This is a genomic window from Streptomyces sp. NPDC005962 (genome assembly GCF_040629205.1).
Classification (GTDB): domain Bacteria; phylum Actinomycetota; class Actinomycetes; order Streptomycetales; family Streptomycetaceae; genus Streptomyces.
Genome location: NZ_JBEXVE010000003.1, coordinates 448746 through 461544, shown reverse-complemented (window position 1 = coordinate 461544; position 12799 = coordinate 448746). Strand labels below are relative to the sequence as shown.

Annotated in this window: 12 protein-coding genes and 3 tRNA genes; 5 read left to right on the top strand and 10 right to left on the bottom strand. The window is 66.8% G+C overall.

What is annotated here, in order from left to right; genetic code table 11:
- Window positions 1-20: 20 nt before the first annotated feature.
- The 6 genes from ABZ370_RS08280 to ABZ370_RS08255 form a co-directional block, all read right to left on the bottom strand.
- The gene (locus tag ABZ370_RS08280) at window positions 21-926 is read right to left on the bottom strand and encodes a ParB N-terminal domain-containing protein (RefSeq protein WP_358618162.1); all 906 of its coding nucleotides are present in this window, start codon (window positions 924-926) and stop codon (window positions 21-23) included.
- Window positions 926-2269, bottom strand: coding sequence for a hypothetical protein (locus ABZ370_RS08275; protein ID WP_358618159.1), 1344 nt, complete (start codon window positions 2267-2269; stop codon window positions 926-928). The genes ABZ370_RS08280 and ABZ370_RS08275 overlap by 1 nt, the downstream gene beginning before the upstream one ends.
- A gap of 124 nt (window positions 2270-2393) precedes the next feature.
- Window positions 2394-2702: a hypothetical protein gene (locus tag ABZ370_RS08270; RefSeq protein ID WP_358618156.1), complete on the bottom strand. Its 309-nt coding sequence runs from the start codon at window positions 2700-2702 to the stop codon at window positions 2394-2396.
- 194 nt (window positions 2703-2896) lie between these two features.
- Window positions 2897-3307 carry a hypothetical protein gene (locus tag ABZ370_RS08265; protein WP_358618153.1) on the bottom strand — a complete coding sequence of 137 codons (411 nt, stop codon included), beginning with the start codon at window positions 3305-3307 and terminating at the stop codon, window positions 2897-2899.
- Between the two features lie 140 nt (window positions 3308-3447).
- On the bottom strand, window positions 3448-4665 hold the full coding sequence (locus ABZ370_RS08260) for a ParB/RepB/Spo0J family partition protein (protein WP_358618150.1): 1218 nt from the start codon (window positions 4663-4665) through the stop codon (window positions 3448-3450).
- A gap of 467 nt (window positions 4666-5132) precedes the next feature.
- The gene (locus ABZ370_RS08255; protein WP_358618148.1) at window positions 5133-5303 is read right to left on the bottom strand and encodes a hypothetical protein; all 171 of its coding nucleotides are present in this window, start codon (window positions 5301-5303) and stop codon (window positions 5133-5135) included.
- 247 nt (window positions 5304-5550) lie between these two features.
- Between ABZ370_RS08255 and ABZ370_RS08250 the strand changes: the two genes are divergently transcribed.
- Window positions 5551-6078 carry a hypothetical protein gene (locus ABZ370_RS08250; protein WP_358618146.1) on the top strand — a complete coding sequence of 176 codons (528 nt, stop codon included), beginning with the start codon at window positions 5551-5553 and terminating at the stop codon, window positions 6076-6078.
- Window positions 6035-6856, top strand: a complete 822-nt coding sequence (locus tag ABZ370_RS08245; protein ID WP_358618143.1) for a hypothetical protein — start codon at window positions 6035-6037, stop codon at window positions 6854-6856. The genes ABZ370_RS08250 and ABZ370_RS08245 overlap by 44 nt, the downstream gene beginning before the upstream one ends.
- A 6-nt stretch (window positions 6857-6862) precedes the next feature.
- Here the strand turns inward: ABZ370_RS08245 and ABZ370_RS08240 are convergent, their stop codons facing one another.
- Window positions 6863-7843: a recombinase family protein gene (locus ABZ370_RS08240; protein WP_358618140.1), complete on the bottom strand. Its 981-nt coding sequence runs from the start codon at window positions 7841-7843 to the stop codon at window positions 6863-6865.
- A 532-nt stretch (window positions 7844-8375) separates the two neighbouring features.
- Here ABZ370_RS08240 and ABZ370_RS08235 point away from each other — a divergent pair.
- On the top strand, window positions 8376-10259 hold the full coding sequence (locus ABZ370_RS08235) for a tyrosine-type recombinase/integrase (RefSeq protein ID WP_358618137.1): 1884 nt from the start codon (window positions 8376-8378) through the stop codon (window positions 10257-10259).
- Window positions 10260-10406: 147 nt separating this feature from the next.
- Here ABZ370_RS08235 and ABZ370_RS08230 read toward each other — a convergent pair.
- The 3 genes from ABZ370_RS08230 to ABZ370_RS08220 form a co-directional block, all read right to left on the bottom strand.
- Window positions 10407-10483 (bottom strand) — tRNA-Ile (locus ABZ370_RS08230).
- Between the two features lie 180 nt (window positions 10484-10663).
- Window positions 10664-10736: transfer RNA gene (locus ABZ370_RS08225), tRNA-Asn, on the bottom strand.
- A 5-nt stretch (window positions 10737-10741) separates the two neighbouring features.
- Window positions 10742-10814, bottom strand: a tRNA-Asn gene (locus ABZ370_RS08220).
- A gap of 226 nt (window positions 10815-11040) precedes the next feature.
- Between ABZ370_RS08220 and ABZ370_RS08215 the strand changes: the two genes are divergently transcribed.
- Together ABZ370_RS08215 and ABZ370_RS08210 are read left to right on the top strand one after the other, a co-directional pair.
- Window positions 11041-11313, top strand: coding sequence for a YtxH domain-containing protein (locus tag ABZ370_RS08215; protein ID WP_358618135.1), 273 nt, complete (start codon window positions 11041-11043; stop codon window positions 11311-11313).
- A gap of 25 nt (window positions 11314-11338) precedes the next feature.
- Window positions 11339-12790: an FGGY family carbohydrate kinase gene (locus ABZ370_RS08210; RefSeq protein ID WP_358618132.1), complete on the top strand. Its 1452-nt coding sequence runs from the start codon at window positions 11339-11341 to the stop codon at window positions 12788-12790.
- Window positions 12791-12799 lie beyond the last annotated feature (9 nt).

Genomic DNA, 12799 nt, shown 5'->3' with positions numbered 1-12799 from the left:
ACCTCCTGGCCCTCGGCCCTCTAGTTCTCCGGTGCTGCCAGGACTTCCAGCGCCCGCCACGGTTCATCGGCAGACACGGTGCCGTCCTGCACCATCCGGTCGATCGCCGCCCGGACAACGGCCGCTGTCTCCACCGGCACGTCTCGCACGCCGAACACCGTCTCCAACGGCGCCGTCCCCGCCCGGGTCGGTTCCCCGGAAGCAGCGTCGAACCAGCCCTCGGCCAGCTCGCCCACGTGCCGCTCGAACACGGCAATGATCACGCCGAGCGCCGTCGCGCTGTTGCCGATCTTGTACGCGGCCCGGGAGGTCTCCAGCGCATCGAGCACCGGCTCGTACTGCTCCAGACCCGCCACCCACCGCTGGTCCGCCGCCGCCGTCGACCGGGCCGCATCGAACGCGGCCTCCGCCCGCTCCAGCTCATCGGGCAGGAACATGAACTGCACGCTGGCGAAGTCGAGGTTCGCCTCCCCCAGGGAAGCGACGTCCACCTTCTCCAGCAACTCCAGGGCCTTATCGTCCAGGCCCGTGTACTGCCGCCACTCCACCGTCTCCAGCTCGTCGTACAGCTCCTTGAGGATCGCCGGGTCGTCCTGGCCCGCGATCGCGTTATGCGAAAGCTGGAGAGCAATCTGCCGCTGCCGGGGCAGCGGCTCATCTATCTGCATCCACCAGATCGTCCTCAGCCCGGCCTCGACCGCCGCCAGCGTCCGGTGGTTACCAGAGAGCACGATCAGCTGTCCGCTGTCGGTGTCGTTCCACACCAGCGGCGTGGAGGTCAGGTGCCCATCCCTCTTGATGTTCGCGACCAGCTGCTTGAACTGCTCGTGGGGCAAGAACCTCGCGTTGAGATCCAAGAGCGTGAGCGTGCGCGGGTCGCCCTCCACCATCTGCGGCGGGGCGAGCTGCATCGACTCCTCCATCATCACTCTCCTGTCTGCATCGTCGTCTGACGGGCGCCCCACCGCTTCGCCCACTTCTCCATGGCCTCAGCGAGCGTGTGATCGCCCATGACGCCCTGGTACTGGAGCTGGAACTTCCAGCCGTCCTCGGCGGACGGACCGCGCTTCGTCAGCCGCAGCAGCCCGCGGTACTTCATCGAGACCGGGTTGTTGCTGAACGCCGTGGTGGATACCGCCCGGACACGACGGGAGAACGCCCGCTGACACAGCAACTGGGCCTCGCTGGAGGTAGCCGCCAGCACGATCAGCTTCGACAACCGCGGGTAGTCGGTCGGCGCGACCGCGAAGTCGCTCAGCAGGTACGCCTCGTCAGGCGTGTAGCTACTCGGCGCCATCGCGAAGACACCGAGGATCTTGCCACCGCCGTCCTTGACCGCGACCGCCAGATTCGCAGCACCGGGCGCGATACGCGGGTTCAGGTACCGGGACCGCAGTGCGTTGAACTGGCCGGGCTTGAGCAGCGACAACGACAGGGGCGCCACCAGCTCATCACCGCCCCGAAGCCTCGGAGCCCTGACCGGCTCGATGGGCTGGCGAGGAGCAACGATGCGCGTGGGCGCCTCAGACGCGTAGACGTAGAAGGGAGCCGCCCTGGGGGTGGCCTTGATGACGCCGCGCAGGAAGGACTGCAGCTCGGGCACATCGTGGTTGGAGGCAGTCAACCAGTAGGGACGATCGGTGATCGCACCCAGCACGCCGACCACATCAGCATCCGACAGCGGTTCGTACTCCGGAGCATCCCAGGTGAAGTGCTGCTCCAGAGGCTCATACAGCTTCTCGTACCCGCCACCGTAGAAAGGGGGGAAGCTACACACCGGGGCATCGCGTGGCACCTTCTGGAGCCAGGAGCGCACATCCTCCACCTCGTAGGAGGCCAGCGCCACATCCGAGCGCGACAGCCGCTCCACAGTCTCAGCGTGCTTGGCCTTCCACTGATCCCGGTAGGAACGCACCACCCGCTCGTGCCAGAGACCATCCCGACCAACACTGGCCAGGAAACGCGTCGCCAACATCAGGGTGGCAACGGTGCCGATCCCGTCGTCCAGGGAATCAGCCATCCAGTGCAGTTGGTCCGCGCTCTCTTCGTGGAGCTGGATGCCGACGGGCTGTCCGGTGAGCCACCGCCCGATGGCGCTGGTGTAGATGGAGACGTCCGAGGAGTGGAGGGCGAAGCCCATGTCCGCCAGGGAGCGTTCGATGGTGAAGTTGCCGCAGCACGGGATGTAGACCGGGCTCCCTTGGGGCCAACTCCGGGCAGTCTCACGCACGATGGCACGCATGGGGCCCGGGATGGTGCCCTGGAACATCTCTCGCCTCCTGGGCGCTGCGATCACGAGGAACGACAGCGCCCGGCCTGGCGGGTGCCGGGCCGGGCGCTGTGCTGGAACTTAACACAAGAAGCATGAGGCATGCTTCAAGAGTGCAACCTATCTACGAGCCGAAACCGAAACGCACATCCATCTCAGCCTCATCCATATCGATCAGCATCTCCGAAGTGACCCCCAGATCCCGCTCAACCTCTTCCGGAAGCTCACTGTCGCAGTTGTAGGCAGTCACCCACACCTTTCCGTCAGAACCCCGGAGGACCACAGGAACGCTGTTCTCGGGGTTCTCACCCTCAACCGCCTTGTAAGCAACCCGCACATCAAGGTCGATCCCCTTGCAGCCCGTACGAGCCTCTTCCCGCTTGAGAACGTCGCCAATTACCGCCATCAGCGCACGAGCCGAGTAGAATTCCATCTCAATCCCCTTGCCTTTGAATTTCCCCTGTATTTCTTATCTTAATCCTAAGGTATTTGACCCGCTAAGCAATATGAATTGAGGGGTTTTTCATTTATTTTCTAGCCTAGCGCAAATTGCCACCCCAGATACACGAGAGCGCCCGGTCCGGTGATCCCCAGACCGGGCGCTGCAAGGGAAGGCAAGCCGTGCGCCTACATCAGGGTGCCCTGCTCAAAACGGTTAGCCATCGGTCCCAGTTCCCGAACCTCATCACCCGTGGCGTCCTTCCACCAAGTGGCGAAGACCCGGCGGTGGCACCACTGTGCCGGGTCCCTCAGGTCCTCGAAGCACAGCAGTACGAGCCTGTGCTCCCCCTCCGCTTCTGCTATCTCCCGCAGCCGAGCCGCGATCCGTGCCGCCCCGAGCCGATCCAAGTCCGCCCGGTACGCCGCGGTGAACTCGGGAAGACCTTTGGAGAAGTACTCTCGCCGCGGTGCCAGCTCACGCACCGAGTGCGTGAGCTGGTACGGGAGCCGGAAGCGGGGAGCGCCCAGGGTGATCCGTACGGGAACACCCTGTGGTGGCCGGAACTCCTGGTAGCGGTAGGTGAACAGAGTTAGCACGCAGCTCTTTCCTTTCCTGCTGCTCAGCACTTGGTGCTCGTGTTCCCTCAACGCCGCTGTCCCCAGGCCACTGGACCTGGGGACCTACGGAAGTCGACGGAGAGAAAGGGGGGGCGCGGTAGCCGCCGCGCCCCCAAGGCTCACTTCGTAGCCGTGGTGCCCGTGCCCCCTGCCGCCTTGGTCTCCGTGGCCGCACCGCTCTTGGCGACCTGCTTCTTGGCAGGTGCCTTGCGTGTGGTGGCCGTGTTCGCCCCCGCCGCCGACGTGCGGCTCCCCGGGCGCGTGGCACCCGACGGCTTGGGCCCAGGCTTGGCCGGAGCTGCCTTCTTCGCCTCAGGCTTAGCCGAAGCCGTCTTCTTCGCCTCGGGCGCGGCCGCGTCCTTGCCCTTGGACTCCTGCTCCGCCCTGGCCTCCTGCTGGACCTCGGCCACCTTCTTGTTGAACTCGGCCGACATCGCCCGCTGGATACCCTGGGCCTTGCTGAGGAGGTTTCGCACCAGCTGGACCTGACTGAAGAGCTTGCCGACCACCCGCACGTGGCGATCGAGATCGTCACCGAGGATCACGGCCAGGTCCTCCGGCTTCTTCTCCGCCAGCTCCTCAAGGAGCGGCAGCAGGACCTCTTCGGCCTTACCGAGACCGTCCTTCGCCTTCGCCTTGGCCTTCTTGCGGCTCTCCTGCTCCTCGACGCTCGGGGCCTCCTCATTGGTGAGCGACGTCTGCTTCTCCATCGTCTTGAGACCGTTCGCGAAGTGCTGCGCCTCGGCCTCGGAGTCGAAGTCGCCCCGCACGTACCGCGTCGCAGCGACCATCTGGTTGCCCGGGTTGAGCTGCGCGATGTGCCACGCCAGGTTCGGCTTGATGTGCCCCTTGTCCACCATCTCCGCGACCTCCTGGCGCAGAGTCAGAAGCCCCAGCCGCCACTTGATGTGCGTCTCCGTCTTCCCGAACTGCTTGGCGGTCTTCGCCGGGTTCCATCCCGCCGCCGCGAGATCGGCGTACGCTCCAGCCTCTTCCATGATCGTCATGTCCTCGCGCCCGACGTTCTCGGCGATGCTGAGAACGTAGGCCCGCTCCTCATCGATGTCCTTGATGACCTTCGAGGGAATGACCGTGAGGCCGGCCGCCCTGCAGGCCCGCCACCGTCGCTCGCCCGCTATCAGCATGTAGGGAGCCTCGCCGCCCTCGACCGGGCGGACAACGACCGGCTGGAGAAGACCGTTCTCCTCGATGCTGCCCTTCAGCTCCTGATGCTTCGCCTCGTCGAAGAACTTGCGAGGCTGGTCGGGGTTGGGAGAAATCTGGTCAATCTTGAGGTCTGCGAACATTTCCCGCGCCTTTCTCGAACCGAAAGCCACTTTCCGGCTTTCCCTTTGTTCTTATACTTATATCTTAATGGCAAATACCACTAATTCAAGTTACGGCGACTTTTAATTCGAGAAATTCAGTTCCGAATTCTGAGGGAATTCTCAAATTCGGCGTGGGCCTCAAGGTCCGCGCGCCTCCATCCCTCCGCCCAAGGACGCGACAGAGGGGTGAGCCGGACCGAACCCAGGGGGCGAGCGAGCCCGCCGCAGCATGACGCTGCGACGGGCTCGACTCCCATCACTGCACCCCACCGGCCACACCGATTGCGGCCAGCTCCCCGTGGGCGGGGCGCGGGGGGTCGGCCACCCACGAGGAGCAGGGAGAAGCGCCGTTGGCACGGCGCCGCCGGGGTCGGGTTCCTGCGGCTGCTGTACCCGACTCGGCCCCACAGAAGGTACAGCAGTGTTCTAAAAATGTCACCTATCTTGAGGTTGAAAGGCGCGCTGACCCCTGTAGCTCAACAGCCCTCACGCCTCTGCTCGTTCGGCCCCCCTCCCCGCGGATAGAGCAGAGCCTGACGCTCCAGCACCTCCCGCGCCTCCCTGGGGGCTGTCGACGCCGCCCGAGGAAGCACCCGCGGGCGCTCCTTCGCCAGCTCGGCGATCCGCCGCGCATCAAGCTCGGGCATGTTGCACTTCCTCCCCTGACCGGCAAGCTCGGCGCAACCGCCCCGCCGAACTCCCTCGGCGCGCCTGCCCCCATTGACAGACACAGGAGCACGATGATTGCCGGTCATCCATCCGTCGGCTCCGAGAGGGGAACTGTCCGACAAATCTTATAACCCCTCTGACCAGCAAGGTACTGTACAGCTATCGCCCCATAGCCACGGGCGATCACCAGTTGACGGACATACGGCGCACGGCGGGGAGAGGAACATGGCGGTCACCGACGACCAACCGCTCAGCCTGGGTGCGAAGTTGCTCACGTTGCTGCGACTGCGCCGCGACGCACAGGGCTTCACTCCCAGCGCCCGAGACATCACGAGCGCGACGACTCCGCCCGATCAGCGCAAGCCCGCCGTCTCCCACGGCCAGGTCAGCAGCCTCATGAACGGGACCAGCAGCAACCCCAGATCGTCCACCCTGGACGCTCTGGCGAGAGCTCTCGGCGCCCCGGCCGCGTTTCTGCTTCCCGGTTGGGACGACCTCACCGCGCTGACCGTGTACCAGGAGACCCCCGAGGCGCGAGAGACCCTTCGCTTAATGAAAGATCTGGACCCGCAGGACATTGTTGAAATCAATACGAAGCTCCGAGAGGTTCGTGCGCGCCGAGGACTGTCCACGGACGTCCCAGCGATACCGCCCCCTCCTCCCGGCGTCGACCAGCCCCGCGAAGGGCGCCCACGTCGGCTGAGCTTGCATGACGCTGCTGAGAGAGCGGCGGATGATCTGGAAGGACGTTGAGCCCTTGACCGGCCTCTTGTTCGGCGCGTGTGCCGTGCTTGTAGCCGTCAGCGCAGCCACCTACACGGCCTGCGCTCCCCCGCTGAGCCGCGATGAGCCGTTCTTCGTCGCTCGCCGGGCCCGGCTGTCGATCTTCACAGCGAGCTTCGTCAGCTCGTTCCTCGCGGTCCCCTCCATCGCCAAGACCGCAGACGGGCTCATCGAGCGCCCCGGGATCGCCACCCTCTGTTCGCACCTCGCTGCCGAGCTGGTCCTTCTGGGCATGCAGATCATGAACGTCAACTGGACACACCCCACAGCCTGTATCCGCAAAGCCATCGGGGTGCGCATCGTCATCGCCTGCTGCGTCATGGCTACGGTGATCTGGCAGTTCCACCGCATCAACGTTCCCTCGGAGGAACTTGCCTACGGGGCACCCGACAGCAGCGCGGTCGCCACCTACATGCTCATGCAATATGGCTTTCTGACCGTCGCAGGCACGGCCACCGGCCTCCGCTACGCGGCCCTGTCCTGCGCCATCTGGCGACGTCGACGCGCCGCAGCGGCCAGTCTCGCGGCTATCGCTGCGGGAACACTGCTCGCCGTGGTCTACGCCGGGAGCCGCATGGGAGCGGTTCTGGCGCACCTCGGAGGGCTCCCCTGGCCCAGCGCCGTGGGAGCCCTCGTCGTACCCACAGCAGGCGCGTTGTCGCTGCACCTCATCACGGTCGGATTCACGTTGCCCCTGCGTGGACAGCGAGCCACCCTGCCAATCCGTCCGTGGGCGGCAGGGAGCTGAGGAACGCTACGAGGACTGCTCGTCGGCCATGGGGCTTGCACCCCACTGGCGCCACTTCAACCCCACACGTTCAGCGTCCACGGTACGAGAGCCCCGGGCCACGGCCGGATACACCGCGATCTGCTCCAGCATGAGGGTCAGCACGCCCTGCTTCGACGCCAGCGGGGCATGCTTCCACCACCGGACGAGATCCGGCACGTCTCCAACAGGTACATGCCGAACCTGTTCCAGGAGCCGCGCCTGAACAGCGTTCTCTCGAATCCCCTTCGTCAACTGCTGGTCGGCAGCCCTGAAAGCGGCCAACGACAGGTCCGGAGAACTGGCGTAGCTCTCCCCCAGCTCCTTCTTCCGCACCTCGTCAACCTCGATCTGCCGACGAAGTTCGGCAGCCTCCACCAGAACCTCTTCACGCGCCAACGCGATCACCGCACTGACTTCCGGCTTGGCCAGCTCGGCCAGTACATGCTCGGCGAGATAGGTTTCGAGCAAGTCGGCATTGATACGGACCTTGCCGCACCCGCCCGGATGCTGCGCCGTGCTCGGCGGGCACCGATAGCCCCGGCTCCCCGTGTTCGAGGGTGACGAGCCGAGGGAGCCAGCGCACAGGCCGCAGACACCCAGAGCGCCCTGTACCAGGTACTCCCGTTGGTCGCCCTGAGCCTCGGCAGGTTGGTTCGGCTGGCGCATCGCTCGGATGGCCTTGAAGTCGGCTGGGGGGATGATCTGCGGCCCCCCAGTCTCGTAGAGGTTGCCGTTCTCGTCCTCTGCCAGCCCGGCGATCGCTGGGTGGTCGAGGACGTTCGCCAGGACTGCCGGTCGCCACTGGCCACCGCGGGTCGTGCGGTAGCCCTCGTCGTTCATCCAGTCGGTGATCGCCGAGTAGACCTGCTTCTCCAGACGACGGCTGGCAGCCTGCCGGATTCCAGCCGCCTCGCTCTCGCGCACGCGCTGGTACGCCATGTCGTCAAACCCGTATAGCCGAGGCATGTACTGGACTCCTTGACCCTCTCAGCCGACCCCCTTAGCACATCAATCTTACCGAAGATAGGTCACACTGTTGCAAAAACAACAGGACACCTCGTATTCGCACATCGTCCACACCAATCAACTGCGCGACCCTCCGCCACCTTCCACGCCGAGGACCCGCCACAGCTCCGCTGTGGGCACACGAACCGTGCCGCCGAGCGGCAGCGTCCGGACGGGGAAGTTTCCTGCCCGGATCAGCTCGTACGCCTTGTCCCGACCGATCCCAAGTGCTCGTCCAGCGGTTGTCACGTTCACCGTGGCGGGAAGGGCCAACAACTCCTCCAGGCCCATCGCTCCAGCAGCAGCCAGGGCCCGCCCGTTGGTCTCGTGAGCAGTCATCTCAGTTGTCGCTATCTCCCCCGCGCCAACTCGGAAAGGACTTTACAACAGTGTCCGACAGCCCCCGCAGGATGAAGAACAACCAAGTCAGACACGTACAGGCACGTACACGCAACCTCGGCTGGCTGCACGCCAGTCGACAGCAGGGGGTCGGATGTTCTCGCCGAGCTACTACCGGCGATGCCAGTGCAAGGGGCCGCTCAAGGACAAGGAAGGCAATCCAGTCCTCGACGCCGATGGCGCGCCGAAGATCGGAGACATCGGCCTGACGTGTCCGAAGCTGGGGAAGAGCCACGGCACCTGGTACCTCTACTTCGAGGCCGAACCCGGCGAGGGCGGCAAGCGCGCACGGGTCCGCCGAGGCGGCTTCGCCAAGCTGGACGACGCCAAGAAGAAGGCGAAGGAGCTGTATGCCGCCGTAACGGCCGGCACCGACGTGCTGTCCGACGAGAAGTGCGGCGACTTCTTCCTCCGGTGGATCAAGGCGAAGAAGTCCCTCGCCCGAACCACCCGCCACGGCTACGAGGAGCACATCAACCTCTACCTCCTCCCCCACCTCGGCCACATCAAGCGCCGCGACCTCAAGGTCCGCCACCTCGACAAGATGTACGACGCGATCGAGAAGGAAAACGCCGAGCGCATCCTCCAGCGCCTCCGCGTCGACCAGCTCCAGAAGAACCGCGACGAGTCACACCGGGTCTGGGTGAAAGCAGCCGGGAAGAAGGAGGAGCGCCGAGCCGCCCGCCGCGCGTTCCTCGAAGCGAACGCGTCGCTCCGCGAGGGCAAGAGGGGGCTGCGGAAGATCACCTCCGCCGCAACCATGCACCGCATCAACGACACCCTCAGCTCGGCGCTGTCCTGGGGGATCAAGCGCGAGCAGGCATTCGCCAGGAACTGGGCACAGCTCGTAGAGCTGCCGCCGGTCACCCGGCCGAAGCCGCTCGTCTGGACGCCCGAGCGCATCGAGCACTGGAAGCGCACCGGCGAGAAGCCCGGCCCGGTCATGGTCTGGACACCGGAGCTGACCGGCGAGTTCCTCGACTTCGTCAAGGACGACTGGCTCTACGAGCTATGGCACTCGTTCATCTTCCTCGGCCCCCGCCGAGGCGAGATGGCCGCGCTGCCCTGGACCGAGGTCAGCACCGACGCCCTCTGGATGCGGATCTCCCAGCAGATCGTGGAGGTCGCGTACGAGCTGTACGGCGAAGCTCCGAAGGCCGACAGCGTCCGCACCCTGTCCCTGAGCTTGGAGTCCGGGGACAACCTAGCCAGCTTCCGCTCGAAGCAGGCGCAGAAGCGCCAGGAGTGGGGGGACGCTTACGTCGAGACCGGCCGCGTCTATACGCACGAGAACGGCGAGGAGCTGCACCCCGACTGGATATCCCGACGCTTCCACCGCCTCGTGGAGCTGTCCGGTCTGCCGCCGGTCCGCCTTCACGACCTCCGCCACCTCGCCGCCACCCTGTCCCTGCTCGCCGGTTCCGACATCAAGGTGGTCCAGGAGAAGCTGGGGCACTCCTCGCGCCAGATCACCTCCGACACCTACACCAGCGTGCTGCCCGAGATGATGCGGGCCGAGGCCGAATCCATCATGGCTGTCGTCCCCCGCGACGTGCCCTTCGAGGTGCATACCCCGTTGGAGGTACCCGAGATGGTCTGGCAGAACGACATCGCCGTCTTCTTCACCCACGGCGCACGGCAGTCAGGTGGCGCCTGGGCAGTTGGAGCGCAGACCCAGCCCGACTCCGATCTCCTCGGCCTGATCACCCTGGCCAGCCAGGGCCAGGACAACGCCGCCAACGCCGCCGTGAAGTGGATTCGCGACCACTGCACCGCCAACGAATTGGAGCTGGTCCGGGTGGAGAATTTCAACGACCAGTACCCGGAGAAGCAGCGGGCGGACTTCTCGCTCACGCGCTTCACCATCGCCCGCCCAGAGTCCCCGGACCGGAGTAGCTGGGCACTGCCGATGGGCCTGCCGCCCGCTGCGACCCGGACCGCTCGTCGGACTCCGAATGGTGGTCGGAAGGCCGCGTGAGGCCCCTGCGTCCCCTGCACCGGCCGCTTGTCCCCTGTGTGTCCCCTGGACCTTGGTCCGAACGTGGGAATGGGGGTCGCCACGTTGGAGTGGCGACCCCCATTCTCACGTTTTCGCAGGTAAGAAGGTTTCTTCCCGCGTAGCAAGTGGTGGGGCGGGAGGGACTCGAACCCTCGACCGACGGATTATGAGTCCGCTGCTCTAACCGGCTGAGCTACCGCCCCGTAACGGCGCGTCGTGCACATCTGTGCGCGCCGTCTGCCGCAGCATAGCCGCTCATACGATCTGTTGCTTCGGCGGGCCGATGTTGGGCGCCCGCATGCCGTGGATCAGCGGGTGAGCACGGCGTGAACAGGGGATGAGGGCATGAAAAAGGACCCCGTCAGGGGTCCTCTCCCGTATTGCTCCCCCGACTGGACTCGAACCAGTAACCCTCCGGTTAACAGCCGAATGCTCTGCCAATTGAGCTACAGGGGACCGCGCTCCCCCGACTGGACTCGAACCAGTAACCTGCCGGTTAACAGCCGGCTGCTCTGCCAATTGAGCTACAGGGGATTGCTCCGTGTGCGCCGACCGCGCCCCCGTCCGGGGTTCCCGGAGGGCGTGCGTTCGCCGCGACACATACATTAGCGCAAGCAGGGGGGTGCTCCGCCAATCGGTATCCCGGCGCGTGGCCGTCAGATGATCCGCGGGTGATCGGAGGGTGATCTGCGGCGCCTGCGGGTAGACGTGCGGCACGACTCGGGGGTCCGACGCGAAGGACAACCAGAAGGGCAGGTCGATGCGCTACCGGCTGACGTTCATGACCGGGCTGGCTGTGGGTTACGTGTTCGGCACGCGGGCCGGCCGCGAGCGCTATGAGCAGCTGCGTGCGTGCGCGCAGCGGTTCGTGCGCAACCCGGCCGTCCGTAACACCGCCGAATCGGCCGCGCTGGGCGGCCGGGAGGCCGCCACGAAGGCGCTCGGCAAGGTGCGGCCGCTGCGGGACAAGATCGCGCAGCGGGATTCGCGTGCCGCGGCGAAGGAGGACGACTGGGGCACCAGCAACACCTAGCTACCGCGGTGGCATGATCTGGTCCATGGGGATAGTCGCCGGGTTGGACAGTTCGTCCGAGAGCACACGGATCGTCGTCTGCGATACGGATACGGGTGCCGTACTCAAGCAGGGGTACGCGCCGCACCCGACGCCGTCCTCCGGCGGTTCGCCCAATGACATGGACCCGCAGTCGTGGCTGCTGTCCCTCGGGGAGGCCGCCGAGGGCGGGCTGCTGGAGGGGGTCCAGGCCATCGGCGTCTCGGCGCAGCAGCACGGGCTGCTGGCGCTGGACGGGAGCGGGGCGCTGGTGCGCCCCGCCCAGATGGGCAACGACCGGCGGGTGCAGGCCGCGGCCGCCGATCTGATCGAGACGCTGGGCGGGCGGGCGGCGTGGGCCCAGGCCGTGGGCGCGGTGCCGACCGCCGCCCAGTCGGTGGCGAAGCTGCGCTGGATGGCGCGGTCGGAGCCGGACGCGGCGCGCCGGGTGGCCGAGGTACTGCAGCCGCACGACTGGCTGGTGTGGCAGCTGCTCGGGCGGCCGCTGCGACGTACGACGGACCGCGGCACGGCCTCCGTCACCGGCTACTGGTCGGCGGCGACGGGTTCCTGGCGGTCGGATCTGGCCGAGCTGGCGCTCGGGCATCCGGTGCGGCTGCCGGAGGTCGTCGGACCGGCCCAGGCCGCCGGGCAGACGCCGGAGGGGCTGCTGATATCCGCCGGTACGGGCGAGACCATGGCCGCCGCGTTCGGGCTGGGCGTGGGGGTCGGCGACGCGGTGATCTCGCTGGGGGCCTCGGGTTCGGTCTTCTCCGTCCACCACGAGGCGCTGGCCGACCACACCGGCACGATCCTGTCGTACGCGGACGCCACCGGGATGCATCTGCCCGTCGTGCACACGCTCAACGCGGTGCGGGCGCTGCGCGGTACGGCGGAGCTGCTGGGCACGGACCTGGAGGGGCTGTCGGCGCTCGCGCTGAACTCCACCCCGGGCTCGTACGGCATGGTGATGCTGCCGTATCTGGAGGGCGAGCGGACCCCGAACCTGCCGCACACCGCCGGGACGCTGACCGGGCTGCGGCGCGAGTCCATGAAGCCGGAGCATCTGGCGCGGGCCGCGTTCGAGGGCATGCTGTGCGGGCTCGCCGACGCGCTCGACGTCCTGCGGGGGCGCGGGGTCGGGGTGCGGCGGGTGTTCCTGCTGGGACCCGCGGCCGACCTCCAGGCGGTACGGGCGATCGCACCCGCGCTGCTGGGGGCGCGGATCGTGGTGCCGCAGCCGGCCGACTACGCCGCGCTGGGCGCCGCCCGGCAGGCCGCGTGGGCGCTGGGCGCCGCGCAGGGGACGGCGTCCCCGCACGAGCCGCCGCGCTGGCCCGCCGCCGCCAGCCAGGTGTTCGAGCCGGGCGACGACTTGGCGGTGGGGCAGGCGGTGCGGCAGCAGTACGTGGCGGTACGGGAGCAGACGCATCCGGGGGCGTTCGAGGCCGGGGGTTAGGGGCCCCCT

Coding starts and splice junctions, on each gene's coding strand:
- ABZ370_RS08280 (WP_358618162.1), bottom strand. CDS start 926: ATGATGGAGGAGTCGATGCAGCTCGCCCCGCCGCAGATGGTGGAGGGC.
- ABZ370_RS08275 (WP_358618159.1), bottom strand. CDS start 2,269: ATGTTCCAGGGCACCATCCCGGGCCCCATGCGTGCCATCGTGCGTGAG.
- ABZ370_RS08270 (WP_358618156.1), bottom strand. CDS start 2,702: ATGGAATTCTACTCGGCTCGTGCGCTGATGGCGGTAATTGGCGACGTT.
- ABZ370_RS08255 (WP_358618148.1), bottom strand. CDS start 5,303: ATGCCCGAGCTTGATGCGCGGCGGATCGCCGAGCTGGCGAAGGAGCGC.
- ABZ370_RS08250 (WP_358618146.1), top strand. CDS start 5,551: ATGGCGGTCACCGACGACCAACCGCTCAGCCTGGGTGCGAAGTTGCTC.
- ABZ370_RS08245 (WP_358618143.1), top strand. CDS start 6,035: ATGACGCTGCTGAGAGAGCGGCGGATGATCTGGAAGGACGTTGAGCCC.
- ABZ370_RS08240 (WP_358618140.1), bottom strand. CDS start 7,843: ATGCCTCGGCTATACGGGTTTGACGACATGGCGTACCAGCGCGTGCGC.
- ABZ370_RS08235 (WP_358618137.1), top strand. CDS start 8,376: ATGTTCTCGCCGAGCTACTACCGGCGATGCCAGTGCAAGGGGCCGCTC.
- ABZ370_RS08215 (WP_358618135.1), top strand. CDS start 11,041: ATGCGCTACCGGCTGACGTTCATGACCGGGCTGGCTGTGGGTTACGTG.
- ABZ370_RS08210 (WP_358618132.1), top strand. CDS start 11,339: ATGGGGATAGTCGCCGGGTTGGACAGTTCGTCCGAGAGCACACGGATC.